The 24,051-nt window shown below is 56.4% G+C and carries 19 protein-coding genes; 12 read left to right on the top strand and 7 right to left on the bottom strand.

Going from position 1 to position 24,051, the window contains the following annotated elements:
- Positions 1-5 precede the first annotated feature (5 nt).
- From nuoL to Q0778_RS02150, 7 genes are read left to right on the top strand one after another with little or no spacing between them, the layout of a single operon-like run.
- Positions 6-2,000, top strand: coding sequence for an NADH-quinone oxidoreductase subunit L (gene nuoL, locus Q0778_RS02180; protein ID WP_298333661.1), 1,995 nt, complete (start codon positions 6-8; stop codon positions 1,998-2,000).
- Positions 2,001-2,015: 15 nt separating this feature from the next.
- Complete coding sequence (locus Q0778_RS02175) at positions 2,016-3,560, top strand: NADH-quinone oxidoreductase subunit M (RefSeq protein ID WP_298333659.1); 1,545 nt, start codon at positions 2,016-2,018, stop codon at positions 3,558-3,560.
- A gap of 2 nt (positions 3,561-3,562) precedes the next feature.
- Complete coding sequence (gene nuoN / locus Q0778_RS02170; protein ID WP_298334851.1) at positions 3,563-5,041, top strand: NADH-quinone oxidoreductase subunit NuoN; 1,479 nt, start codon at positions 3,563-3,565, stop codon at positions 5,039-5,041.
- Positions 5,038-5,784, top strand: coding sequence for a biotin--[acetyl-CoA-carboxylase] ligase (locus tag Q0778_RS02165; protein ID WP_298333657.1), 747 nt, complete (start codon positions 5,038-5,040; stop codon positions 5,782-5,784). Before nuoN ends, Q0778_RS02165 begins: the two co-directional genes overlap by 4 nt.
- A 5-nt stretch (positions 5,785-5,789) precedes the next feature.
- The gene (locus Q0778_RS02160) at positions 5,790-6,587 is read left to right on the top strand and encodes a type III pantothenate kinase (RefSeq protein WP_298305039.1); all 798 of its coding nucleotides are present in this window, start codon (positions 5,790-5,792) and stop codon (positions 6,585-6,587) included.
- Positions 6,588-6,622: 35 nt separating this feature from the next.
- A complete protein-coding gene (locus Q0778_RS02155) occupies positions 6,623-8,287 on the top strand; it encodes a ribonuclease J (RefSeq protein ID WP_298305042.1) in 1,665 nt (554 codons plus the stop codon).
- Positions 8,287-8,577, top strand: coding sequence for a DUF1467 family protein (locus Q0778_RS02150; protein ID WP_298305044.1), 291 nt, complete (start codon positions 8,287-8,289; stop codon positions 8,575-8,577). The genes Q0778_RS02155 and Q0778_RS02150 overlap by 1 nt, the downstream gene beginning before the upstream one ends.
- 8 nt (positions 8,578-8,585) lie before the next feature.
- On the opposite strand, the gene Q0778_RS02145 is transcribed toward Q0778_RS02150, so the two are convergent.
- On the bottom strand, positions 8,586-11,177 hold the full coding sequence (locus Q0778_RS02145) for an ATPase (RefSeq protein WP_298333655.1): 2,592 nt from the start codon (positions 11,175-11,177) through the stop codon (positions 8,586-8,588).
- A gap of 53 nt (positions 11,178-11,230) precedes the next feature.
- On the opposite strand from Q0778_RS02145, the gene Q0778_RS02140 reads away from it, so the two are divergent.
- From Q0778_RS02140 to Q0778_RS02125, 4 genes are all read left to right on the top strand, one after another.
- On the top strand, positions 11,231-11,548 hold the full coding sequence (locus Q0778_RS02140; RefSeq protein WP_298305048.1) for an Hpt domain-containing protein: 318 nt from the start codon (positions 11,231-11,233) through the stop codon (positions 11,546-11,548).
- A 107-nt stretch (positions 11,549-11,655) separates the two neighbouring features.
- Positions 11,656-12,870, top strand: a complete 1,215-nt coding sequence (locus Q0778_RS02135) for a hypothetical protein (protein WP_298333652.1) — start codon at positions 11,656-11,658, stop codon at positions 12,868-12,870.
- Between the two features lie 35 nt (positions 12,871-12,905).
- On the top strand, positions 12,906-13,865 hold the full coding sequence (locus Q0778_RS02130; protein ID WP_298333651.1) for a hypothetical protein: 960 nt from the start codon (positions 12,906-12,908) through the stop codon (positions 13,863-13,865).
- Complete coding sequence (locus Q0778_RS02125; protein ID WP_298333649.1) at positions 13,862-15,298, top strand: HAMP domain-containing sensor histidine kinase; 1,437 nt, start codon at positions 13,862-13,864, stop codon at positions 15,296-15,298. Before Q0778_RS02130 ends, Q0778_RS02125 begins: the two co-directional genes overlap by 4 nt.
- A 61-nt stretch (positions 15,299-15,359) precedes the next feature.
- Here the strand turns inward: Q0778_RS02125 and Q0778_RS02120 are convergent, their stop codons facing one another.
- Positions 15,360-16,646, bottom strand: a complete 1,287-nt coding sequence (locus Q0778_RS02120; RefSeq protein ID WP_298333648.1) for a citrate synthase — start codon at positions 16,644-16,646, stop codon at positions 15,360-15,362.
- Positions 16,647-16,692: 46 nt separating this feature from the next.
- Positions 16,693-18,123 carry a glutamate--tRNA ligase gene (gene gltX / locus Q0778_RS02115; protein ID WP_298333646.1) on the bottom strand — a complete coding sequence of 477 codons (1,431 nt, stop codon included), beginning with the start codon at positions 18,121-18,123 and terminating at the stop codon, positions 16,693-16,695.
- A gap of 185 nt (positions 18,124-18,308) precedes the next feature.
- Between gltX and Q0778_RS02110 the strand changes: the two genes are divergently transcribed.
- A complete protein-coding gene (locus Q0778_RS02110; protein WP_298333644.1) occupies positions 18,309-20,456 on the top strand; it encodes a ComEC/Rec2 family competence protein in 2,148 nt (715 codons plus the stop codon).
- A gap of 33 nt (positions 20,457-20,489) precedes the next feature.
- Here the strand turns inward: Q0778_RS02110 and lexA are convergent, their stop codons facing one another.
- The 4 genes from lexA to trpC form a co-directional block, all read right to left on the bottom strand.
- A complete protein-coding gene (gene lexA, locus Q0778_RS02105; RefSeq protein WP_298305070.1) occupies positions 20,490-21,185 on the bottom strand; it encodes a transcriptional repressor LexA in 696 nt (231 codons plus the stop codon).
- Between the two features lie 201 nt (positions 21,186-21,386).
- On the bottom strand, positions 21,387-22,592 hold the full coding sequence (locus tag Q0778_RS02100; protein WP_298333642.1) for a molybdopterin molybdotransferase MoeA: 1,206 nt from the start codon (positions 22,590-22,592) through the stop codon (positions 21,387-21,389).
- A complete protein-coding gene (moaC, locus tag Q0778_RS02095; protein ID WP_298333639.1) occupies positions 22,589-23,065 on the bottom strand; it encodes a cyclic pyranopterin monophosphate synthase MoaC in 477 nt (158 codons plus the stop codon). Before moaC ends, Q0778_RS02100 begins: the two co-directional genes overlap by 4 nt.
- Positions 23,066-23,256: 191 nt before the next feature.
- Positions 23,257-24,045, bottom strand: a complete 789-nt coding sequence (gene trpC, locus Q0778_RS02090) for an indole-3-glycerol phosphate synthase TrpC (protein WP_298334849.1) — start codon at positions 24,043-24,045, stop codon at positions 23,257-23,259.
- Positions 24,046-24,051 lie beyond the last annotated feature (6 nt).

Genomic DNA, 24,051 nt, shown 5'->3' with positions numbered 1-24,051 from the left:
GACGCATGGAAACGCAAATCCTCATTATCGTCTTTGCCCCGCTGATCGCTGCGATCATTGCAGGGCTTGGCAACCGGATGCTGGGCAACGCACTTGCCAAGTCGATTACGACGGGCGGGCTGTTTCTGTCGGCGGCGCTAAGCTGGCCGATCTTTATCGGGTTCCTGAGCGGTACGCACACCGCCGAAGTCGTCCCCGTCCTACAATGGGTGCAGTCGGGTGATTTGACCTTTGACTGGGCTTTGCGAGTTGATGCTCTGACCGCCGTGATGCTGGTGGTGATCAACTCGGTCTCTGCGCTCGTGCACTTGTATAGCTGGGGCTATATGGAGGAAGACCCGGATCAGCCGCGCTTCTTCGCCTATCTCTCGCTCTTCACCTTCGCCATGCTGATGCTGGTGACGGCCGATAACCTCGTTCAGATGTTCTTCGGTTGGGAAGGGGTGGGGCTTGCCTCGTACCTGCTCATCGGGTTCTGGTTCAAAAAGCCGTCTGCTGGCGCTGCTGCGATCAAGGCCTTTGTGGTCAACCGCGTGGGCGATCTTGGCTTTATGCTGGGGATTTTCGGCACCTTCCTGGTGTTTCAGACGACCTCTATTCCTGAAATCTTGGCAGCTTCTGCTGGGATGAGCGGGTCTACTATCGGTTTCCTCGGTATGCGTTTGCCGACGATGGATATCCTGTGCTTCCTGCTCTTTATCGGAGCCATGGGTAAATCGGCGCAATTGGGGCTCCACACCTGGCTTCCCGACGCGATGGAGGGGCCGACGCCTGTGTCTGCTCTCATCCACGCAGCGACCATGGTGACCGCAGGCGTATTTATGGTGTGCCGCCTGTCACCGATGTTTGAGGCGGCTCCGACCGCCTTGATGATCGTCACGATTGTGGGCGCGGCGACGTGTTTCTTTGCCGCCACCATCGGGACGACGCAGTGGGACATTAAGCGGGTCATCGCGTACTCAACCTGTTCGCAGCTAGGCTATATGTTCTTTGCAGCGGGCATTGGCGCATACGGCGTGGCGATGTTCCATCTGTTCACGCACGCATTCTTTAAGGCACTGCTGTTCCTTGGCGCTGGCTCGGTCATCCATGCGATGCACCATGAGCAGGACATGCGCTATTACGGCGGTCTTAGGAAGGCGATCCCTATCACCTTTGTTGCGATGCTCTTGGGCACTCTCGCGATTACGGGTCTTGGTGTGTATCACCTCGGCGCAGGCTTTGCGGGCTTCTGGTCTAAGGACGCCATCCTTGAAGCGGCCTTTGCGCGCGGCACCACCACCAGCGCGATTGCCTTCTGGGCCGGTGTTACGGCGGCGCTGCTCACCAGCTTCTACAGCTGGCGTCTGATGTTCCTTACCTTCTGGGGTAAGCCGCGCTGGATTGAGAGCGAGCATATTCAGCACACGGTCCACAAGACACCCGAAGAAGCGGGCGAAGACACAACCGGCGGCTATCACCCGCATGAGAGCCCGATTGCGATGCTCATTCCGCTTGCGGTTCTATCGACCGGAGCTGTGCTTGCAGGGCAGGTTTTCGCGCCAAGCTTTATTGACGATGCGGCCTTCTGGGCTGGTTCAATCTTCTACAACGAGAACCTCATCCACGCCCTTCATGACGTGCCATATTGGGTGAAGTACTCTGCCTTCGTGGTCATGGTTCTGGGCTTTGTCGGAGCCTATATCGCCTATATCGCGAAGCCTGATATTCCCGCCAAGTTCGTCGCCAGCTTTGGGTGGCTACACAACTTCGTGTTCCGCAAATGGTATTTCGACGAGCTGTACGATGCGATCTTCGTAAAGCCAGCCTTCTGGTTCGGACGCCAGTTCTGGAAACTGGGCGACGTCGGTACCATCGATCGCTTTGGACCCAACGGCATCGCTGCAGTGGTTCAGCGCGGCTCGGTTGCGGCCAAGACGATCCAGTCCGGCTATCTCTACACCTATGCGCTGATCATGCTTCTCGGGCTGATCGCCGCTGTCACTTATGTGCTGCTCTAGGGGTCTTTGAGCGTAATGGACTTTCCCATCCTCACCACCATGATGTTGGTGCCGTTAGCGGCAGCCATCGCATGTCTGTTCGCCGGGCAAGCCTCGCGCGTGATTGCGCTTGGCGCGACGCTTTTGACCTTTGGTCTCGGGGTAATGCTCTGGGCCAATTACGAGATCGACGGCGCTCAGTGGCAGTTCCAAGAGAAGTATGAGCTCGTTGCTGGCTTCTCCTACGCTCTCGGGATCGACGGCATTGCGTTGATGCTCATCATGCTCAGTGTGTTCCTCATGCCGATCTGCATCTTGGCGAGCTGGGATGCGATCAAAAAGCGCGTAGGCGAATACATGGCGGCCTTCCTGTTTATGGAAGTGCTGATGATCGGGACGTTTGCAGCGCAGGATTTGTTCCTGTTCTACATCTTCTTCGAGGCGGGCCTGATCCCGATGTATCTGATCATCGGTGTGTGGGGCGGGGACAACCGCATCTACGCTTCGTACAAATTCTTCCTGTACACGCTGATTGGCTCGGTTCTGATGCTGATCGCGATGTTCTGGATGGTGAGCGAGGCCGGCACTTCCGACATTCCAACCCTGATGCAGTACGACTTCCCCGGCGGGGCTCAGACGTGGCTGTGGCTGGCGTTCTTTGCGAGCTTTGCGGTGAAGGTGCCGATGTGGCCGTTCCACACTTGGCTTCCTGACGCTCACGTTCAGGCTCCAACTGCAGGGTCTGTGATCCTTGCGGGCGTTTTGCTGAAACTGGGCGGCTACGGTTTTATCCGTTTCAGTCTGCCGATGTTCCCAGAGGCGTCTGCTGACTTTGCATGGTTCGTATTCATCCTCTCGATGATCGCGGTGATTTACACCTCGCTGGTTGCGCTGGTTCAGGCGGATATGAAGAAGCTTATCGCATATTCTTCGGTTGCTCACATGGCGATTGTGACCGTGGGTCTGTTCGCGTTCAACGTGCAGGGCCTTGAAGGCGCGATGATCGTTATGCTGTCACACGGTCTCGTGTCGGGCGCATTGTTCCTTTGTGTTGGCGTTATCTACGACCGGCTCCACACTCGCGAAATCGAACGCTACGGCGGGCTCAGCATCAACATGCCGTATTACGCGCTGTTCTTCCTGCTCTTCACGATGGCCTCGATCGGCCTTCCGGGCACCAGTGGTTTTGTGGGCGAGTTCCTGTCGCTTGCAGGCATCTACCAAACATCCAGCCTCGTGGCGCTTGTCAGCACCACCGGCATTATCTTGGGCGCAGCTTACATGCTCTACCTCTACCGCCGCGTAGCCTTTGGCGATCAGAAGAACGCCGATGCCGCCGCGATGAAAGACATCACCGCGCGTGAGTGGATTATGATGACCCCGATTGCTGCGGTCGTCCTTTGGATGGGCGTATATCCTGAGAGTTTCCTTGCTCCCATGCGGGCAGATATCGCGGCACTTGATGCGCGGCTTGCAGCGTCAGCGCCAATCAGCGATGCAGCGCTTGCCAGCGGAGAGCCTCTTGAAAAGGCAGCTAACGCGATCGAGTTCGAAGCGCACGAAGGGGAGGGCCAACACTGATGCTGGACTTCCCATCCTCCTTCGGGCTCGTCATTCCAGAGCTAATTCTCACGGTCACTGGCCTAGCGCTTCTCCTGATTGCGGCATGGGTCGGCGATAAGGCTGCGCGTGCTGTTGCAATCATTGCGGCCGCTGCCCTGTTCACCGCAGGCCTTTTCACCATTCCCGGCCTTCACTTTGGAGTGGACGGTCCGGACAGCTACGCGTTTGGCACATTGCTCAAAGTTGACAGCTTTGCATTGTTCTCAAAGGCGTTGATCTATCTGGCGGCCATCGCGGCGCTGATGGTCGCACCGGCATTCTTTAATGGACCTGCTGCGGCCAGCGAGCGTGGATTGCGTGCTGAGTACCCGATCCTGATCCTGTTCGCGACGCTAGGCATGAGTATCATGGTCTCGGCCAGCGACTTTATGACGCTCTACATGGGCCTCGAGCTCAATTCATTGGCTGCCTATGTGCTGGCCGCGATCCTTCGCAAGGATCAACGTTCAGCAGAGGCGGGCCTCAAGTACTTTGTACTCGGCGCGCTTGCTTCGGGTATCCTGCTTTATGGCATGAGCTTGCTATACGGCTTCACCGGAGCAACCGACTTCGCGAGCGTTCGCGCCGGGCTTGAAGGGGAGCTTTCGAACGGTCAGCTTTTTGGCCTCATATTTGTGATGGCAGGTCTTGCGTTCAAGATCGCCGCCGTTCCGTTCCATATGTGGACGCCGGATGTGTACGAAGGCGCGCCAACACCGGTCACTTTGTTCTTTGCCACGGCGCCCAAGGTAGCCGCTGTGGCGCTCACCGCGCGCGTCGTGTTCGAGGTGTTCGGGGGTCAAGTTCAGGCTTGGCAGCAGATCGTAATGTTCACGGCATTGGCCTCTATCGTGTTCGGAGCCCTTGGCGCAATCGGTCAGGAGAATTTGAAACGCCTGCTTGCGTACTCTTCGATCAACAACGTCGGCTTTATCCTGTTGGGTCTGGCTGTTGCCACGCCCGCTGGCGCGAGTTCGATGCTGGTCTATCTCTTCATCTATGTCGTGATGAGCTTGGGGAGCTTTGTTGCTCTCCTTATGCTGCGCGGCGAAGACGGCAGTCTTTTCGAAACTTTTGGCGATATCTCCGGGCTCGCAGTTACCCGGCCAGCGATCGCATGGTCATTGCTGGTCCTGATGTTCAGCCTAGCCGGTATCCCGCCTTTGCTCGGTTTTTACAGCAAGTTTGTTGTGTTCCAGGCTGTGGTTTCCGCCGACCTTGTAGTCTTTGCAGCGATTGCGATAGCCGCCAGCGTTATCGGCGCGTTCTACTATATCAAGTTCGTGAAGGTCATGTTTTTTGATGAGCCAGCTGGTCTTGTGACTGGCAAGAGCGAAACCTCGCACTGGGTGCTCCTCGCAATCTGTGCGGTGATCATCTCACCAATCGGATACCTTCTGACAGGCTCACTAACAGACCTCACCAATAAGGCTGCGTCCTCGCTGTTTCTCGCGATTTGAGCAATGAGCCGCTGATCGAAGTCGTCGAGGAAACAGGCTCGACCAATGCGGACCTTCTGGCGCGTGTGTCTGGCGGAGAAACGGTCCCAGACAACTCTTGGCTCATGGCAGAGCGCCAGACCGGAGGTCGCGGTCGCTTAGGCCGTAAGTGGGATAGCCCCAAGGGTAATCTTCTGTGCAGCACTATTGTAAACTTGGTGCCAGATGACCCGGCTCCATCAACTCTATCATTGGTCGTAGGGCTTGCCGTCTTCGAGACGATTGAGGGTCTGCTTTTGCCCGACACTCCGATGCTTCTCAAATGGCCAAACGATGTGCTGATTGATGGCGCAAAAGTGGCGGGTATTCTGCTTGAGCGCCACGGACAATCTGTGGTTGTTGGCGTTGGGATGAATCTGAGCCACGCGCCAGATTTGCCCGACCGGAAAACCACATGCATCGTGTATGAAAACGGAAAGTTTGAGAACGGGCCGAGGAGTGTTCTTCCCATTCTTGCGCATCATCTAGCTGAGCGATTGGCAATGTGGCGCGAAGCGCCTTTATCGGACACTCTGTTGGATTGGACGGTGATTAGCCACAGGTACAATGATAAGATGCGCATCACCGGTGCCGACGGCGAGGTCATGCACGGTCGATATCGCGGAATCGACCGCGAGGGTGCGCTGAGAGTTCGACCGATTGGCGGGCGCGAAACAATCGTGCATGCAGGCGACGTGACGCTTGATTGGCACGACAAGGAGTAGAAAAAATGCTGCTGGCCGCTGATGTCGGAAACACCAATGTGGTTTTTGCCCTGTTTGAGCCTAATCGGGAGGGCGGCTATGTGACGCCCCCACGCGCACGGTGGCGTATCGCGACCGATCCACGCCGGACGGGTGACGAGTATGCGGTGTGGCTCTTACAACTGCTGACGATTGAGGGTGTGTCGCGCGATGATATCAATCATATCATTTACGCGTCTGTGGTCCCACGTGCCGATCACAATCTGACTGTCCTTAGCCAAAAGTACTTCAACATCACGCCTCTGAAAGCGGGTGAAGGTAAAGCGGCCTGGCCGTTTGTTGCCGATGTCGATCAGCCAAGCTCTCTTGGTGCAGACCGTGCGCTCAATATTTTGGCGGCCCACCACAAGTATGGCGGTGACCTGATTGCTATCGACTTTGGCACAGCCACCAAGTTCGAAGCGATTGATTTTACTGGCGCGTATAAAGGCGGCTCCATTGCGCCCGGGATCAATCTCTCGCTCGATGCATTGGTGGGCAAGACGGCCAAACTTCCGCGTATCGCCATTCGCACGCCGGACAGCGAAAGTGTCATAGGGCGCAACACAGAAGACCAAATGCTCATTGGAGTTTTCTGGGGCTATGTCGCTATGATGGAAGGGATCGTTGCGCGCATGAAAGCGGAAATCGGCCGACCAGCCAAAGTCGTTGCTACGGGTGGCCTCGCAATCCTGTTTGATGACGCAACCGATATTTTTGACGAAGTAGACACTGATCTAACGATTGAAGGGCTCGCTATTCTGGCCAAAACGGCCGCAAGCTGACTGTCAGTCACCCGGGATGGAACGATAACAAACGCGTGAAAAAGAACTACCAACCAGAACAAGAACTGCTGTTCCTGGCCCTTGGCGGCTCGGGAGAAATAGGCATGAACGTCAACCTCTATGGGTGTGACGGCAAATGGCTAATGGTCGACTTGGGCATGACTTTCTCGGGCGGAGAGTATCCCGGAGTGGACCTTGTCTTTGCCGACCTTCAATTCATTGAGGAACGCAGCAAGGACCTTCTCGGCGTTGTCCTGACCCACGCGCATGAAGACCACATCGGCGCGGTTCCCTACTTTGCAGGGGAGTTGGGCGTCCCGCTTTATGCGACCCCGTTCACGGCGGATCTTGTCGCGCGAAAGCTCGAAGAGGCTGGCTTACTGGGCAAAGTAAAGCTTAACATCATTGAGGAAGACCACGGCCAGATCGACATTGGCCCTTTCAATGTGACCTATCTGCCGCTTGCGCACTCCATCGCTGAGGGCAACGCGCTCTTGATCGACACGCCATATGGGAAGGTCTTCCACACCGGCGATTGGAAGCTGGACGAAGACCCCATTATCGGCGAGCCGACGACGGAGGAAGAGCTACGCGCGATCGGTGACGACGGTGTCTTGGCGCTCGTTTGCGACAGCACTAATGCCTTTAATCCAAACCCATCGGGCTCAGAAGGCGCGGTCTACAAGGGTCTTATGGAAGAGGTCGCACGCCATAAGGGAAAGCGTGTCCTTGTCACCACTTTCGCAAGCAATGTTGCGCGACTTCAGACACTTGGTGAAGTCGCGCAGGAAAATGGGCGGCAGGTGTGCGTTGCTGGGCGATCGATCGACCGCATTCTCGAGGTGGCGCAGGACAATGGTTATCTCGAGAACTTCCCGGACCCAATCGACTTTGACACCGCCATGGGCTTGCCGCGCGGCGAGGTGATGATTTTAGCCACCGGCGGGCAGGGCGAACCTCGTGCTGCTTTGTCGAGGATTGCCGAAGAGAACCATCGCTTGGAACTGTCGCCGGGTGACGTAGTCTTGTTCTCATCGCGTCTCATCCCCGGCAATGAAATCTCGGTCGGCAAGATGCAAAACCAGTTGGCGACGCGCGGGATTGAGATGATCACCGACCGTCAGAGCTTTATCCATGTGTCCGGCCACCCCGGACGCCCGGAATTGGAAGCGCTTTATGGTTGGCTTCGGCCAGATGTTCTTGTGCCTGTTCATGGCGAGATGCGGCATATGCAGGAGCAGGCACGCCTCGGGAAAAAGTGCGGCATTGCGGACAATGTTGTTCAGTCGAACGGTGACATCGTTCGGCTTGCTCCTGGTGCACCAGGCAAGATCGCTGAAGTTCGCAATGGCCGGCTAGTCCTTGACGGGGATATCATCTCGGCGGCCGATGGCGATGCGGTGAACACCCGTAGGCGCGTGTCATTTGAGGGGCTTGTCATCGTTGTTTTGGCACGCGGTGAAGCGCCTCTGATCGAAGCGATTGGCCTTCCGCTAGATGAGGATATGCCAGAGTTTGTTGACGAAACACGCGAAGACATTCTCAAAGCGGTCGGCGGGCTCAAAGGCCGAGATGCACGCAATCCGAGCGCAGTTCATGAGGCAGCGAGGCTTGCGGCGCGTCGGGCTGCACGCCGCTGGTCAGGCAAAAACCCGCAAGTGCGGGTTCTGATGCCGGGTCTTAGCGGTGAGCAAGACTGATGCAGTTGACCTCGATTCTCGCGGTTTACTTTCTCATCTGGGTCATGAGTGCCTTCATCATGCTTCCGTTCGGAGTGCGTACGTCTGAAGAAGCGGGTGAGGCTTTGGTCCCCGGTCAGGCTGAGAGTGCGCCGTCCAACTTTAAGCCGGGCCGCATTCTTGTCAGAGCTACGCTGGTTGCAATCGTCCTGACCACTCTTTTTGTTTTGAACTACGAGTATGGTTGGCTGAGCGCGAGCGACTTGGACATTCTGCCCAAGCCCCCAAGCAGCCTTACAGGCGCAGACTAGGGCACTCCTTACTGACGGAGACGCTCAATCGATTGCGCCAATACCACGTAGAGTTTGCCGACATCAGAACCCAGCACGGTGACGCCAAGCGCCTTGCCGTCACGGGTGGACAGAACCGAGCGCAGCATGGACTCAAAGTCGTGGATGTAGCGGCTTACATTGGCGTTGAACTCGTCGTCATTCTGATAAAGCTCAGCAATCTCTTTTGCATCGCCGTTGTCGATTAAGCGCACAGCCCTGCGAGTGAAGATGCCTCGATCTCCTTTCAGATACGCGTCCCAAGAGGTATCTGAAACCTCTTGAGCAAGTGCAGATGTGAGATCGATTGCGGCTGAGTTGAGACTGTCGGTGATAAGAGCCATTCGCCGCGAAAAGTCGTTGTTGACCTGCTCTTCGGCGAGTTCGCGGGCGCGTGCAATGCGTTGTTCCAGATTGACAGTGAGTTCATTTACTCTGGCCAACTGATCGCGGAGTTGAACAGTTGCCTCTCTGCCCACGCCAGAGGCATGTGCAGCCGCTTGCTCCAATTTACCGGCGGCCTCTGCCGAGTTGTTCCGCAAGGAACGTTCAAGCTCAGCGACCGCGCGCTCAGACAGAGTGTTGGCCAAATCATCGACCTTCTCGCGGGCACCGCTTTCGAGAGTCTCGAAAACATCTTTTGTCGCCTCTTCAAGCTTGGTGATACTGGCGCGCAATACATCTTGGTTCTCTCCAGCCAGGTCTTCGCTTTGCTGGGCAAGTTTTGCGAGGCCGCTTTGCAGGCCTTGTACTTTTGAGAGCGCCTCTTCCGATTGCTCGGTAACTCTCGTCTGCAAGGCTTCAATTGACGCGTCGTTTTCGTCTACCTTATTTCGTGCTTCGATCAGATAGTTGTTGAGACCATCTGCTTTCTCATTTGTTGAGAGCATGAGCGTAGAGACTTCTTGTGCACGTTCTTCGACGTTGCTCAGTGCGCCAAGAGCGCCTGCCATAGCTTCAGGAAGATCTTCTCGAGTAAATCTCGCGCTTGATTGAATGATCTCCAAAAGGCGTACGCCCGCTTCGGTCAGATCGCTCAGTTCCGTCTCGGTCCGACGTAGTTTCTCACGCTTGTCTTCTAGCTGTGCATCTAACGCCTCGAGACTTGATGTGAGTGTCTCGCGTGTAGCCACACCCTGCGTGCCCGCGGCCGTGATAAGTTCCGTCAGTTGTTCGATCTGCGTTGACAGTTCACCAGATTGGGCGGTCAGCTTTTCAGTTTCGGCGCTCTGAGCTTCGCGTCTCTGAGCAAGAGCATCATCAAGATCGGCGAGCCGCTGAGCGAGGATTTCGCTTGCCTGCGCTTCGTGAGTTGAGAAGGTTTCCTGGACCCTCGCCACTTGCTCACTGATTTGACGATCCCGTGCATTCAGCTGCTCGGTGAAGTGAATGAATTTTGTGTTGAGTTCGTCGACCCGTGTTTGCGCAAGGCTGGTCGTCTTGGCCTCCACATCGTCCAAGTCTTTGATCGTTTTGACGATTGCTTCGGCGAAACGATCCTTAGAGCCTGCCAATTGCTGCATCGCTTCTTCTTCGGCTTCGCGGAGCTGTGTGCTGGCAACCTTTACTTCCGACTGGAGGAGGCCAACCCGCTCCTTAAGTGATTCTAACGCGACGCTCTCGGCATTCTCGACTTCTCCGCGATACCTTTCTGTGCGCGTCTCCACTTCATCAAGGCGCATTCCAGCGCTTTCTTCAATCCGTTCCAAGCTGCTCTGAAATTTCGCAAGAATCTCACCAACACGGCCATCGAGAGATGTGACTTGCTTCTCGCTCGCCTTGCCAAACTGATTGAGCCTTTCAAAGCCAGAGATCAGCTTGTCTAGCTGTTCTTGCGCAGTGCGTCCGGCAGCTCCGACTTGATTGGATACATCGCGGGCGGAATTTGCGACAACGGGTAGATCGTCGCGCAATCGGGTCATGTTTGCGAGGGCGCTTTCACTTGCGCTGCCTATCGCATCAACTTGTGCGCCGTTGCTTTTGATCAAGCCTTGGAGTGTGTCGGCGTGGGTGGACATGCGCTCGCTCGCGATCCTACCCATTGATTCGAGCTCCCGTGATTGCGCACCCAGGAACTCGCGTGCCAAACTGAGTTCGCGGTTGACTACGGTCAGTCGCGTTTCAAGCTCACGGCTTTCTTGGGACAGCATGGCCGCGCTGTCAGCAAACCGACGCGCCTCGACGCGAGAATGCCGCATCGCAAGCAGCCACGCAACGCCGATCAATATGATCGGAACCGACCAGTCGATTAAGAGCCGGACAACCGTACTTGGAGCTATGCCAGAACCGAGCAGCTGATCCTGCATCGCCCAGCCATAGGCACTAGTCCACAAGACAACGGCGACAATCGCAAGAATTGGAGCGAGCCAGTAGTACCTTGAAGGGGTGATCTCTGCCTCTTCAAGGTCATATTCTGTGAGCTCAAGTTCATCGGAGGGTTCGATCACGTCGCTGAAATCGACGCCTTCGCTCACTCCACCAGTGTCGAGCATTTCATCACTATCGGACTGCGCCTTGGTCTGAGCCTCTTGGCCGACCGCGCGAATGTGTTTCCCGCTTGCCATATTGGGAAGATACCACATGGGAGCGCATGATAAACCCCACATTAACTCGAATCCGGCTATGTGATGCAGTTATGGCTTATGAAAGTGGTGCTCTTGATGCGACATTAGCGGCGGCAGCTGGCGACAATCCGGCTTTGCTCGGGGAGCTGCGTGCCGCTTTTCTTGAAAGTGCGGAGAAGCTTGTCGATCTGCTAAGGCGTTCGCGTTGCGACGGAAATTGGAATGTGGCTGCGCTCCGCCTGAAGGGGCTAGCGGCAAGTTTTCATGCGCAGGAGCTGCTCGATGCGGCTGAGAATGCTCTTGCGGCTGCCCCTGGGGAGCCCGCAGCAATCCGCGAGATTGAGGATGTGATTGCGCGATTCAATGGTGGCAATCGAGGCGGCTTTTAGCTCTAACTGCCTCAAGATCGTGGAAAGCGATGGCCCCAAACGCTTGCAGCGCGAGGCTTATAGCGCGTAGCCAAGGTCAGCTGTCCGCCTTTCTGGGAGCTTCGGCTTTGCGCATCGCTCTTATTTCTGCATTCAAACGAACAAACCTTGGTGAATTGCGCGCAGAAACCGAATTGGTTGGGCGCAGCGTTCTAGCATGGCAGGTTGACCTTGCTTTGGACATTGGTTGTGAACGGATTATTTGCTTTTCCGACAGCAGCCACGGAGAAGTCATCGCACAGCAGCGCCGTATTGAAGGCACTGGTCTCGCCTTTCATGTTGTCCGCAATCATTTGCAAATCGCGAGCCTCGTGCGACCCGAAGATTATGTGTTTGTCCAACTCGATGGGCTGGTTCTTGGCGATGTGGCGCGGGAATTGGTGGGGGCACGCTGTGAGGCTGATGAAACTCATATCTTTGCAATTTCGGCATCTCACAGTCTAAGCAATTCGTTTCCAACTGATTTTGAACGCATCGATAAGGACAGCCATTGGGCAGGCGTCGCATTGTTGCCCGGTGCCTGCACGGCCGCATTGGAGGATTTTCCGGGCGAGGGCGAGGCGATGTCGCTTCTTTTGCGCCTGGGGCTGCAAGCCAGGGTGGGCTGTGCAGATGTGGCCCCAAATGCTCTTGAGAATGATAATTGGCTCTTAGCAAGCGATAACGAAGCGCTGGGAAGGCGCGAGGATGCAGCGATCAGGTCGAGCCTCCCGCAAATCAGTTGGAGCGGTCCTAGTGCATTTGTCGCCACGAAAATTGTGAGTACCTGGTCGCCGCTTCGGCTCAGGTCAGGCAGCGAAATCAGTGCAGGTTTAGGGCTTGTGGTGATGGTCGTCGCGGCTGTGATTGCAGGCCTTGGTCAAGGCATTGTGGGCCTAGGCACGGCGGCAATCGGTGCTTTTGTGGTCAGTCTTTCAGCGCAATCCGTCGCATTGCGCAGCAGAATCTCAGTCCATACCGAGATACCAGCCATTCTGCGCTGGCTCACGCCTGCCACCGGGGGCCTTGCGACAGCCGTATTGATTCTGGCACAGACAGGGGCGAGCCATTGGCCGGTTCATTTTGGAATTCCTTTGCTTACGATGGGTTTGGCATGGGTTGCCGGGATGGATTCTAACTTTAGGCTCCGCGCTTTTTGGGGCGATTTGCCCTTCCATCTTGGAGTCTTCTCAATCTCGGCGGTATTTGGTGTCTTGTTAGAAGTGATGATTTTGTTTTCACTCGGCGCGCTGCTGCAATTGATGATGCGCGCTCGGACTCAATCCGCTAAAAGCCGAAGCTAACGGTGGCTTAACCATGACCCTGTAGGGGGTGCTAAATGGGCAAAATGGCGATTGATCGATCTCAGTCCACCTTAGTGGACGCAATCCTTCAGGATGAAATAGCGCGCGGCAACCGTGCGCTACGCTCGCTCGCGCCCGTCATTGCTCACTTGCTTGATAGCGATGGGCCAAGCCTTGTGAGCGACGCGATTGTCGCGCGTTTACGGGGAATGCTGCGTCATATTGCCGATCAGTTGCTTGCAAGCCTCCCGTTGGACGCAAAGAACGCACTGATTCAATCGCAAGCGCAATCCAAGCTTATCGATCATTTGCGAGGCGATGAGAGCTTGGTAGATCACCTTTATTCTGTCGTGCTAGAGGGGGTTTTGACTAAACAAGTGCAGCAGCGCGTTGGCGTTGACCCCATTCTGAGCCCGCTGATGCAAGAATTGATAGCATCCGAGAGACCCGAAATCGCTGAGGTCGCAATGATGGCATTGGCGGCGCAATCACGCTTTTGCCAAGGCCAAGAGCGAATGGAACTGCCCCTCGGCGAGCTTCCGTCTCAATTGCTTTGGCGGGTTCTAACGCATTTTGAGGCGACTGAACTTGCCTTGCACCCTGAAGGTGTTGCGGGCGCGGTCCAGACAATCAAACGCGACTTCGACGAGGCGCAAAGCAGGATCGGGCTGTTCGCTCGCCTCGCTTCGTCGATGCAGGGAGGGGCGATTGCAGCGCTCGATATCGGCCATGCTGGTCTAGCGCTCTTCGCGAGCGCCACTGCGTCGTTGACTCGGCAAGAGCGGGAGCACGTGGTCTTCGCCTGCCATGAGGGCCAGACTTTCAGATTGGTACTTATTCTTATCGCCGCGGGTCTTAATATCAATGCGATTGAGGGACAACTCGCCTTGCTCGGCGGGACACGCGCTTTGCCCAGTGGCTTCGAGACAATATCCCAAGCACATTCGCAGGAATTGCTTCGCACTTTGACTGGGCCTGAGGGCGAACTGTCATGAACCGTCAGCAATCCATTGTCGCGGCTCATGGCCTGACCGATGAGCACGACCGGCTCATCCGCGCAGATGAGCCGCTCGCAGAGCTCCAGGAGGCATGCGGTGGCAGCTTGCCAGGCGCTCTGGCCGTGCCTGAACTTCTCGAACTGGTTCAGCAGTGCCGTAAGCTTGGCCTGCGGATAGCACGTGAGTTTAGCGCCTTTGACGGGCAAGATACGGTTGCTGGTTTTGTGCGCATTCACCCGGTGGATGAGGGAGATGAAGGGGGCGCCGATGCGCTCGGTGGTTGCGCAATCCTGATAGAGAACTGGCAGAGCGCTGGGCAAGCGAATGGTAACTCGCTCCAGGGTATCGAATGGCTTGACGCTTCGGACCGTGCCTCTGCGGAAATCACCGCACGTCTTGATGCGCGTCAGAAACTCCAGTTCATCACGTCTGTGAGCGCTGACGCACAGGCGCTTGTGAAGGCCGTGGAGCTTGCTCCAGGTAAAGCGTGGAGCGAATATGTCGAGCTTGCTGGTATCACTCACGAGCAACCGCTCCACTGGCGTTTGCTCGACGGGGCAAGGGCCCGTGTGCCGGGCTCAGATCGGATTTGGCGTGTGCGATTGTTGCCTGTTGGCCCCGCGAGCTCAGCGCCACGCGGGTTTGAACTGCTACTTATCACCGATCAGTTGCTAGATGAGGATGCCGCGGACGGTGGTGGTGCTGAGGACACGGCTCCGGAGCATTCACGGTTGATCGGAAGCGCGTTGACACCCGTCCTGCGCCAGCCAATTGCTCGGATAATCGCCAATGCTGAGACAGTGCACGCCCGCCTTGCTGGACCGTTGCGTGACGAATACAGCGAATATGCCGCCAATATTGCCGCCGCAGGTCATCACTTGTCGGGTATGCTTGACGATCTAGCGGATTTGGAAGTGGTCGAGGCACCCGGGTTTACAACAACCAAGGAACGAGTTGATTTGGTTGATGTTGCTACGCGGTCGGCGGGGATTTTAGGTGTTCGCGCTCAGTCGAGAGACATCACAGTCAATATTGAAGAATTGGCCGAACCGATTTTCGCCAACGCAGAGTTTCGACGGGTCTTGCAGATCCTTATCAATCTCATCGGTAACGCCATCGCCTATTCCCCGACGGGCAGCGATGTGTATGTCAAAGTCTCCCAAGAAACAGGTGACCGGGCAACTGTCACTATTAGTGATCAAGGGCCTGGTGTGTCTCAAGATCAAGCGGCAAAGATCTTTGACAAGTTTGAGCGCCTTGGCCGCGATAGTGATGGCGGGAATGATACCGGCTCTGGGCTCGGCCTGTTTATCTCGCGCAAGCTCGCGCTGGCCATGGGCGGTAACCTTGAGGTGCTACCATCGCGCTCTGGTGATCAACTGATCGGAGCCGAATTCAAGCTGAGTTTGCCGTTACATACGGCTACGTAAGGGTCTCAAAACGCGGGCTGCATAACTGCAGACCGCGCCTTTCGAACCTCTCAGTCTCGTCTCAGCGCTGACCAATCGGCACGTAGTCACGCTGAGTTGGGCCTGTGTAAAGCTGACGCGGGCGACCAATGACTTGAGCTGGGTCAGAGATCATCTCGTTCCACTGCGCCACCCAGCCTACAGTCCGGGCCAGCGCGAAGAGCGCGGTAAACATCGTGGTCGGGAAGCCCACCGAGCTCAGAATGATACCTGAGTAGAAATCCACATTGGGGAAGAGCTTCTTCTCTTTGAAGTAGTCGTCATTGAGAGCAAGCTCTTCAAGCTTGAGTGCGGTTTCAAACACGGGGTCAGTCGTTTCGAGTGCCTCAAACACCTCACGCAGAGTCTTCTGCATAACCGTCGCACGCGGGTCGTAATTCTTATAGACGCGGTGGCCAAAGCCCATAAGGCGGAACGGATCGTTTTTATCTTTCGCGCGCTCAATATAGTGTGGGATGCGGTCTGGTGTCCCGATTTCCTGCAGCATGTTGAGCGCTGCTTCGTTCGCACCACCGTGAGCGGGGCCCCAAAGGCAAGCAATACCAGCAGCAATACAGGCAAACGGGTTAGCGCCCGAGGATCCTGCGAGCCGTACCGTCGAAGTCGAAGCGTTCTGCTCATGGTCGGCATGGAGGATGAAAATGCGATCCATGGCCTTCTCAATCGCAGGATGGATCTCATACTCCTCAGCGGGAACCCCAAAGGTCATCCGCAGGAAGTTACCGGTGTAAGACAATGAATTGTCCGGATAAAGGAACGGCTGACCGACTGCGTACTTATACGCCATCGCCGCAATGGTTGGCATTTTTGCGATTAAGCGATGGGAAGATATCTTGCGGTGCTCAGGGTCAGCAATATCCGTGCTGTCGTGGTAAAACGCTGACAAGGCGCCGACCACGCCGCACATGATTGCCATCGGGTGGGCATCACGGCGGAAACCTCGATAGAAGGTCATCAACTGCTCATGCAGCATGGTGTGGCGTGTGATTGTACCCTCAAAGTCGCTAAGTTCATCAGCGTTTGGCAACTCGCCGTTGAGGAGCAAATAGCTCACTTCCATAAAGCTGGAGTGCTCAGCCAATTGGCCGATAGGATAGCCGCGATGGAGGAGCACGCCTTCCTGCCCATCGATATAAGTAAGCGCGCTTTCGCAGCTGGCCGTCGACTTATATCCCGGATCAAAAGTGAAGGCGCCGGTTGCGCCATAGAGCTTCCGAATATCAACGACGTCAGGTCCGGTGCTGCCCTCAAGCACGGGGAGGTCAATGCTGTTGCCGCCAAGGTTGAGAGTTGCTTGCTTATCAGCCACCATGTTTCTCCTAATCAATATTTCCGTGTCCAGTGGACGGCCCGTCTTACGCAGCTTGTGCGTCGATACGAGCCAAGGATTCATCCCGTCCCAAAAGGACCAGTACGTCGTAAATTCCGGGCGATGTTGTCGTCCCGGTGAGGGCAGCACGCATCGGCTGCGCCAACTTTCCAAGGCCCAATCCAAGTTCCTCAGCAAGTGCCTTCGTACTGGCTTCGAGAGCCTCGATTGTCCAGTTATTTTGAGAGGATAATGCGTCAGAAACCGAACGAAGGCGAGCCCTGCCATCGTCATCAAGCAATTTTGCTGCCTTTTCCGACATTTTGAGCGGACGCTTGGCGAATAGGAAGCCAGCCCCTTCGGCGAGTTCATCCAAGTTTTTGGCGCGGGTTTTAAGAACCGGCATCGCCTCGGTCAAAAGCGAAATGTCAGCATGCTCACCAATTCGCTTTGCGACCAACGGAGCGAGATCCGTATTGTTTTTCTCGCGTATGTAGTGGCCGTTCAGGTTTTCAAGTTTCTTTAGGTCAAAGCGGGAAGGGCTCTTGCCAACGCCGGAAAGCTCAAACAGTTCAATTGCTTCTGCTTGCGTAATTTCTTCGCGGTCTCCGTGCCCCCAACCGAGGCGCAGGAGATAGTTGAACAGGGCCTCAGGCAGAATGCCATATTCATCGCGATAGGTTTCAGCTCCCAATGCGCCGTGACGTTTTGACAATTTCGCCCCATCCGCACCATGGATGAGTGGGACATGCGCATATTCAGGAACTGCCCAACCGCCTTCAATCACGTCCATGGCGTGATAGATTGGCAGTTGGCGGAAGGCGTTATTGAGATGGTCATCGCCGCGAATAACATGGGTCACACCCATATCGTGGTCGTCGACGACCACGGCGAGCATATATGTCGGTGTGCCATCAGCGCGCAGGATTATATAATCGTCAATCTCCTCGTTCTTAACCGAAACGGCGCCTTGAACGTGGTCTTCGATGGTCGCTTCGCCTTCGACGGGGGTTTTCAGGCGTACGGCAAACGGCGCGCCCTCAGGGGCCTCGGACGGGTCGCGATCGCGCCAACGTCCGTCATATCGCATGGGTTGTTTGTTTGCGCGCTGCTCCGCGCGCATAGCTTCAAGCTCCTCGGGAGTGGCAAAGCACTTATACGCATGACCGGTCTCAAGAAGCTGATGTGCGACCTGTGCATGGCGTTCGGCGCGATGAGACTGGAAAACGGGCTCGCCATCGTAATCGAGGCCAAGCCAATCGAGCCCGTCAAGGATAGCATCAATGGCTTCTTGGGTTGAGCGCTTCTTGTCAGTATCTTCGATCCGCAAAAGCGCCTTACCCCCGTAATGCCGGGCAAAAAGCCAGTTAAACAAGGCTGTGCGTGCGCCGCCAATATGTAAAAATCCGGTCGGCGAGGGCGCAAACCTAGTAACAACCGGTGCGCTGGCAGAAGAATTCGGCGTTTCGGTCGCCATAGACTTACATTTCCTATCTATTTGACGCATGGAAGAGATGCTGCCCAAAGGGGGGAAGCGAACTGATGGCCGATGCGCCGATTATTCCAATCGGAGACGAACCCGCGGGCGGCAAGGCCGGTTCGGGGAGGGTCCCACTCACGCCTCGAAAGGCTTCACAGGGCCTCTGGCAAAGGGGCGCTGGATTGTCCAGCATTTGGAGCGCGATTGCCGATCGAGCTGAGCGCTTTCTGGCCGAAGCAGGCTTTGACCGAGCCCCATGGCTCGCGGTGCTCTTCGCAGGAGGCATTCTTACATGGTTCTATCTCAAATCGCCTTGGCAATGGGCGAGTGCCATTGGGTTTGCTGTCATTACTACCATCTTCGCACTGGCGGTCTGGCGCGACCACTCCAATCGCGATCATTTGCGCAATGCTGTGATCGCCTGCGCGCTTGTGTTTGCATGCGGGGTTTCGGTCATATGGCTTCGCTCTGAGCTCGTAGGTGCAAGCGCGATCGAGCGACCTTCCGTGGAGCGGGTACAAGGCTATGTGCTGGCACGCGAGGATCAGCCTGCGCAAGATCGCATTCGGCTGACTTTGGCAGTGCGAGATGCTGAGGCAGGTCAAAGTCGTAAGATCCGGGTGAATGTCCCATTTGAGACACTTGCAGAGACTGACGCACGATATCGCTCTGATTCGGGCGGCAGTGCCTTGGTCGAGGGGGCGGTGCTGCGTATGAGACTGCGGCTAATGCCTCCGGCCAGCCCGATGCTACCAGGTGCTTATGACTTCGCGCGAGCGGCTTGGTTCAAGGGGTTTGCGGCTACGGGAAGTGTCATTGGCGGTGTGGAGGTTCTGGAAAAGGCTGAGGAAGCCGGAGTGATTGCGCGCGTACAACGGTCGCTCTCCGAACATGTTCGGTCCAAAGTTGGCGGCTCTGCTGGCCATATCGCGGCAGCATTTGCCAGTGGTGACCGCGGCGCAATTACCGCAGGCGACCGTGATGCCATGCGTGATGCAGGGTTAACTCATCTTCTCGCCATCAGTGGTTTGCATGTGACCGCCGTGATCGGAGGAGCCTACCTTGTGGCGATCAAGCTTTTTGCCCTCTTCCCATATCTGGCCCTGCGAGTTCGTTTGCCGATCATCGCGGCGGGCATCGGGGCGATGGCAGGTATTGGCTACACGCTCTTGACTGGGGCTCAAGTTCCCACGGTGCGCGCTTGTGCAGCTGCGATGTTGGTGCTGATTGCGCTTGCAAGCGGGCGTGATGCCCTTTCATTGCGCATGGTAGCGGTGGCGGCGATCTTTGTGCTTCTCCTCTGGCCAGAGAGCGTGGTTGGACCAAGCTTCCAGATGAGCTTTTCCGCGGTGCTCGCGATTGTCGCACTCCATTCCAGCGCGGCAGTCAGAGCCTTTATGGCACCGCGTGAAGAGGGTGCTTTGGTTCGGATGGGGCGTGGTGCAGCGATGTTGTTCATCACCGGTTTGGTCATTGAGATAGCGTTGATGCCAATCGTGCTTTTCCACTTTCATCGTGCGGGCCTCTATGGTGCGGCGGCCAATGTGCTCGCGATCCCGCTTGTGACGTTCATCTCAATGCCGCTTATTGCGCTTGGATTAGTGTTTGACCTCATTGGTCTTGGCTCTCCGTTTTGGTGGCTGGCCGAGAGGTCTCTCGAGCTTCTGCTTGGTATTGCGCACTTCACGTCGGCTCAACCGGGAGCGGTTAAGCTCATGCCGCAGATGAGCGGCCTGACGATTGCACTCTTTGCCGTTGGAGGGCTTTGGCTGACCTTGTGGACCGGCAAGGGGCGGCTTTGGGGATTTGTCCCGGCTACACTTGCAGCCGTGCTGCTTTTCTCAACACCGATCCCAGATGTTCTTATCGGTAGAGAGGGACGGCACGTTGGGATCACAGTTGAGGCGGAGGACGGCAGTCGAAGTCTCCTTTCATTGCGCGATAGCCGGTCGTCATACTCACGCGATAACCTCCTCGAGTTGTCCAGCGTTACCTCTGAACCCATTCCGCTCGCCGATTGGCAGGGCGCGCGCTGTTCCCTTGAGTTCTGCACCATTGTTCTCGACCGGGGAGGGCGGGAATGGTCTCTCCTCCTCGCGCGTAATCGTGACATGATCGAAGAGCGTGCGCTTGCTGCCGCTTGCGAGCGAGCCGATATCGTCGTTGCCGACCGCTTTCTACCTCGCTCCTGTTCTCCCCGCTGGCTTAAGGCCGATCGCCGCTTGCTTGATCAGACCGGCGGACTTGCGTTGAATTTGGCAGACCAGCACATCACTAGCGTTAGTGAAGGGCAGGGCGAACACGGATGGTGGCGCGCCGGGCAAGACTAGTTAGAGACCAGTAACCCGCCCGGAACACCGAACTTAATGATAGCGGCGAAGCAAACCAGCGAGCTTGCCCTGAACCTCGACCTCTCCGGGCCCATAGACCTGCGGATCATGGGTTGCATTGGCGGGATCGAGGCGCACAAGTCCGCCATCCTTGTGGAGATATTTGAGCGTCGCTTCTTCGCCCCGCACAAGCGCGACAACTATCTCTCCATCGCGCGCGGTATTCGTCCGACGCACCAGAGCGAAATCTCCATCAAAGATGCCAGCTTCGATCATCGAATCGCCGGACACTTCAAGCGCATAATGCTCCCCAGGACCAAGCAAAGCAGCGGGTACAGGTAGAGAGCTTTGCCCTTCCAACGCTTCAATTGGAGCGCCAGCGGCAATCCGTCCGTGCAGAGGAATTTCGATCACGTCATTTGCAGGTTCCGGCGCGGCCTTGGTCGCAGTGGTAATCTGAGTGACCGCATCATTGGCCGCCACAGTGGGCGCGGCACGTGGAATGGGAGTGGAATCTTCCGGATTCTTGATCACTTCCAAAGCTCGCGCCCGGTTGGGCAAGCGCCGGATAAAGCCACGCTCTTCCAGAGCAGAGATCAAACGGTGCACACCCGATTTGCTCTTCAGATCGAGCGCTTCTTTCATTTCTTCAAAACTCGGCGAAATTCCAGTCTCCTCCAGCCTCTGCTGAATGAAACGGATCAGTTCATGTTGCTTTGCCGTAAGCATTGGCAAACTCCATCAGCCGCACTTTGTGTGCAAAGAGACAATTCCAGCCCTTCACACAGTGCCAGATTCGCGCGCTCCGAAGAGGCACCGACCGAAAGAAGCGGAACAGGTGCGATACAGAACACTAACCGCGCACCAATATGGTGAACGAATGTAGAACGAATAGGCAACTTGATTCATCAAGTCAAGCCGGGCTCAAGCTCAAAATCCCACAAAACCGCCATTCTGGAGGCTGTAGACCGAAACAGGCTCACCCACCGCTGTTTCGGATGCTTCAGGCTCTCGGACAATCAGGCAGTTGGCCAATGCAAGCGACGCAAGTGCACTCGAATCTTGGGACGCAGCGCGCACGACATTTTGGCCATCAGATATTCCGCGTAAGAACTCGCGCCTTGGCCCGCCGGGGACAAAGACTTCACCCGCCAAAAGCGTTTGACAATGCGAAATTACCGATGACATTCCAAGGCTGGCGCGGATTGCGGGCAAGGCAAACAGAAAGGCGGTGACAAAGCTCGATACTGGATTGCCCGGAAGCCCGAGGATCAGCTTTTGCCTTCCGCTCGACCTGCGTGTTGCCACCATAAGAGGCTTCCCCGGTTTGATCGCGACCTTCCAGAATGCGATCTCAGCGCCCCATCGGCGCAAAGCCTCTTGCACCAGGTCATGATCCCCTACCGATGCGCCTCCCGAGGTTATGAGAATGTCGCAGTCTTCGGCTTGTTCAAGAGACTTGCCGAGCGCATCCAGATCATCACCGACGGGGCCGATCCGCTTAGGCTTGCCGGCGAGCGGGGCAACCATAGATGCGATCATCGCCCCATTGCTTGCCGGTATTTGATCGGGTGCACAGTTGGCCGGGTCCGGTGCGAGTTCGTCACCGCTATCAAGGACACCGACGCGGGGCATCTTGGAAACGGGCAGCACGCCGTACCCAGCGGCCATAGCCAGCGCTATGTGCTGAGGAGCGATCATCGTTCCTGCGGTGAGCAAGGGGTCGCCCTCGACAAAGTCAAAGCCTCGCTTTCGGATATGACGGCCGAGTTTCGGCGTCTCCTCCGCAGAAAGGCGCTCGCCGTCTCGCGAGGCATTTTCCTGCATTAGTACGCTATGAGCACCCTCAGGAATGTGTGCGCCGGTTGAGATCCGCACCGCTTCGTCGGGATTGAGAGCACCAGTGAAGGGTGCACCGCAGCGGCTTTCGCCCATCAGGGTCCATGGACCTTCTCCAGCAATCGCATAGCCGTCCATCGCAGAAAGATCGGAGGGTGGCTGAGTGCGCTGGGCTGTTAGGTCACGGCTAAGCACCCTGCCACTGGCATCTTCAACTGGCACTTCTTCGCCTCGCATTTCCGGCACGAGGGCGAGGAGTCGCTCCTGCGCCGCATGTAGGTCAAGCCAGTCGCTCAAGCTTCGCTCGCTTTCCATGTTCCAGACTTGCCGCCGCGTTTTTCAATGAGCTTCACGTCGCCAATCACCATGCCTTTATCGATGGCCTTGGCCATATCATAGATGGTGAGGAGCGCGGTGGAGACAGCGACCATTGCTTCCATCTCAACCCCAGTTTTGCCGGTGAGTGAGGCACTGGCCTGCACCGTTATTGAGCTGTCTCCGATGGTGAAATCCACAGTCACAGCTTCCAATCCCAGAGGGTGGCACAGTGGGATGAGGTCGCCCGTGCGCTTCGCTGCCATGATCCCGGCGATGCGTGCCGTGCCAAGGACATCACCTTTGATAACGTCGCCTTGACGGATGGCCTTAATTGCGGCGGTACTCATTGATATCTTTCCGCTTGCAATCGCAACCCGATGCGTCTCCGCCTTGCTGCTCACATCGACCATCTGCGCTGATCCGTCTTCGCCAATGTGGGTGAGTCGCGTCATGGATTAAAAAACTCGGCTGCGGCTGTTTGAGACACTTGAGACACTTGAGACACTTGAGACACTGCCTAAGGTTAAAAACTCTATCGATCAATCGAGCGTGTTTTAATCGCCTGGGTCGATGAATTGAGAATTGCGGTGAACATGGTCCCTTGGTGATGCCATGTTTTGGACGTGTAGGACAGTGAGCCGCCTTACCCGTGCAATAGAGCGTGTGTTGCTGCGGCCACATCATCAGAGCGCATCAAGCTTTCACCCACCAGAAACCCGCGAACGCCAGAACGGGCAAGCCGTGCACAATCCGCATGGCTGGAGATACCGCTTTCACCGATTAGCATCGTGCCTTTAGGGACCATTGGTGCAAGGCGCTCAGTTGTTTCGAGCGAGGTGGTGAATGTCTTAAGGTCACGGTTGTTGACTCCGATCAAGCGGCTTTTGAGACGGGTGAGTGCGCGCTCCATCTCTGCCTCATCGTGTACCTCGACCAGCACATCCATAGAGTGCTCTGCTGCCGCCGCCTCGATCTCGACCATCATTGAGTCTTCGAGCGCCGCAACGATGATGAGGATGGCATCCGCACCCATGCTGCGCGCTTCAAGACACTGCCATGGATCGACCATGAAATCCTTGCGCAGCACCGGAAGTGCGCAGGTATTGCGGGCATCGACGAGATAGTCCTCATGACCCTGGAAATAAGGCGCATCGGTCAGAACAGAGAGGCAAGCAGCGCCGCCTGCTTCGTAGTCCCTTGCATGATCGGCAGGGCGAAAATCCGCGCGGATCAACCCTTTGGATGGACTCGCTTTCTTTACCTCAGCGATAAGCGCGAAGCCCGTATTCGCCTTTGTGCGAAGCGCTGCTTCGAAACCGCGTGGTTGCGACTGTGCTTTTGCATTTTCGGTGAGTGCGTGGATGGAAGTCGCTGCTTTGCGAGCGGCCACTTCCTCGCGCTTCTTGGCGCAGATTTCTTCGAGCTTGTTCATGTGGCT

The organism is uncultured Erythrobacter sp. (assembly GCF_947502395.1).
GTDB lineage: Bacteria > Pseudomonadota > Alphaproteobacteria > Sphingomonadales > Sphingomonadaceae > Erythrobacter.
This window is presented reverse-complemented; position numbering and strand designations above follow the sequence as displayed.

Excerpts from the sequence above, each read along its gene's own strand:
- nuoL (WP_298333661.1), top strand. The coding sequence starts at position 6 with ATGGAAACGCAAATCCTCATTATCGTCTTTGCCCCGCTGATCGCTGCG.
- Q0778_RS02130 (WP_298333651.1), top strand. The coding sequence starts at position 12,906 with ATGGGCAAAATGGCGATTGATCGATCTCAGTCCACCTTAGTGGACGCA.
- trpC (WP_298334849.1), bottom strand. The coding sequence starts at position 24,045 with ATGAACAAGCTCGAAGAAATCTGCGCCAAGAAGCGCGAGGAAGTGGCC.
- Q0778_RS02145 (WP_298333655.1), bottom strand. The coding sequence starts at position 11,177 with ATGTGGTATCTTCCCAATATGGCAAGCGGGAAACACATTCGCGCGGTC.
- Q0778_RS02175 (WP_298333659.1), top strand. The coding sequence starts at position 2,016 with ATGGACTTTCCCATCCTCACCACCATGATGTTGGTGCCGTTAGCGGCA.
- gltX (WP_298333646.1), bottom strand. The coding sequence starts at position 18,123 with ATGGCGACCGAAACGCCGAATTCTTCTGCCAGCGCACCGGTTGTTACT.
- Q0778_RS02160 (WP_298305039.1), top strand. The coding sequence starts at position 5,790 with ATGCTGCTGGCCGCTGATGTCGGAAACACCAATGTGGTTTTTGCCCTG.
- Q0778_RS02150 (WP_298305044.1), top strand. The coding sequence starts at position 8,287 with ATGCAGTTGACCTCGATTCTCGCGGTTTACTTTCTCATCTGGGTCATG.
- lexA (WP_298305070.1), bottom strand. The coding sequence starts at position 21,185 with ATGCTTACGGCAAAGCAACATGAACTGATCCGTTTCATTCAGCAGAGG.
- moaC (WP_298333639.1), bottom strand. The coding sequence starts at position 23,065 with ATGACGCGACTCACCCACATTGGCGAAGACGGATCAGCGCAGATGGTC.
- Q0778_RS02140 (WP_298305048.1), top strand. The coding sequence starts at position 11,231 with ATGGCTTATGAAAGTGGTGCTCTTGATGCGACATTAGCGGCGGCAGCT.
- Q0778_RS02125 (WP_298333649.1), top strand. The coding sequence starts at position 13,862 with ATGAACCGTCAGCAATCCATTGTCGCGGCTCATGGCCTGACCGATGAG.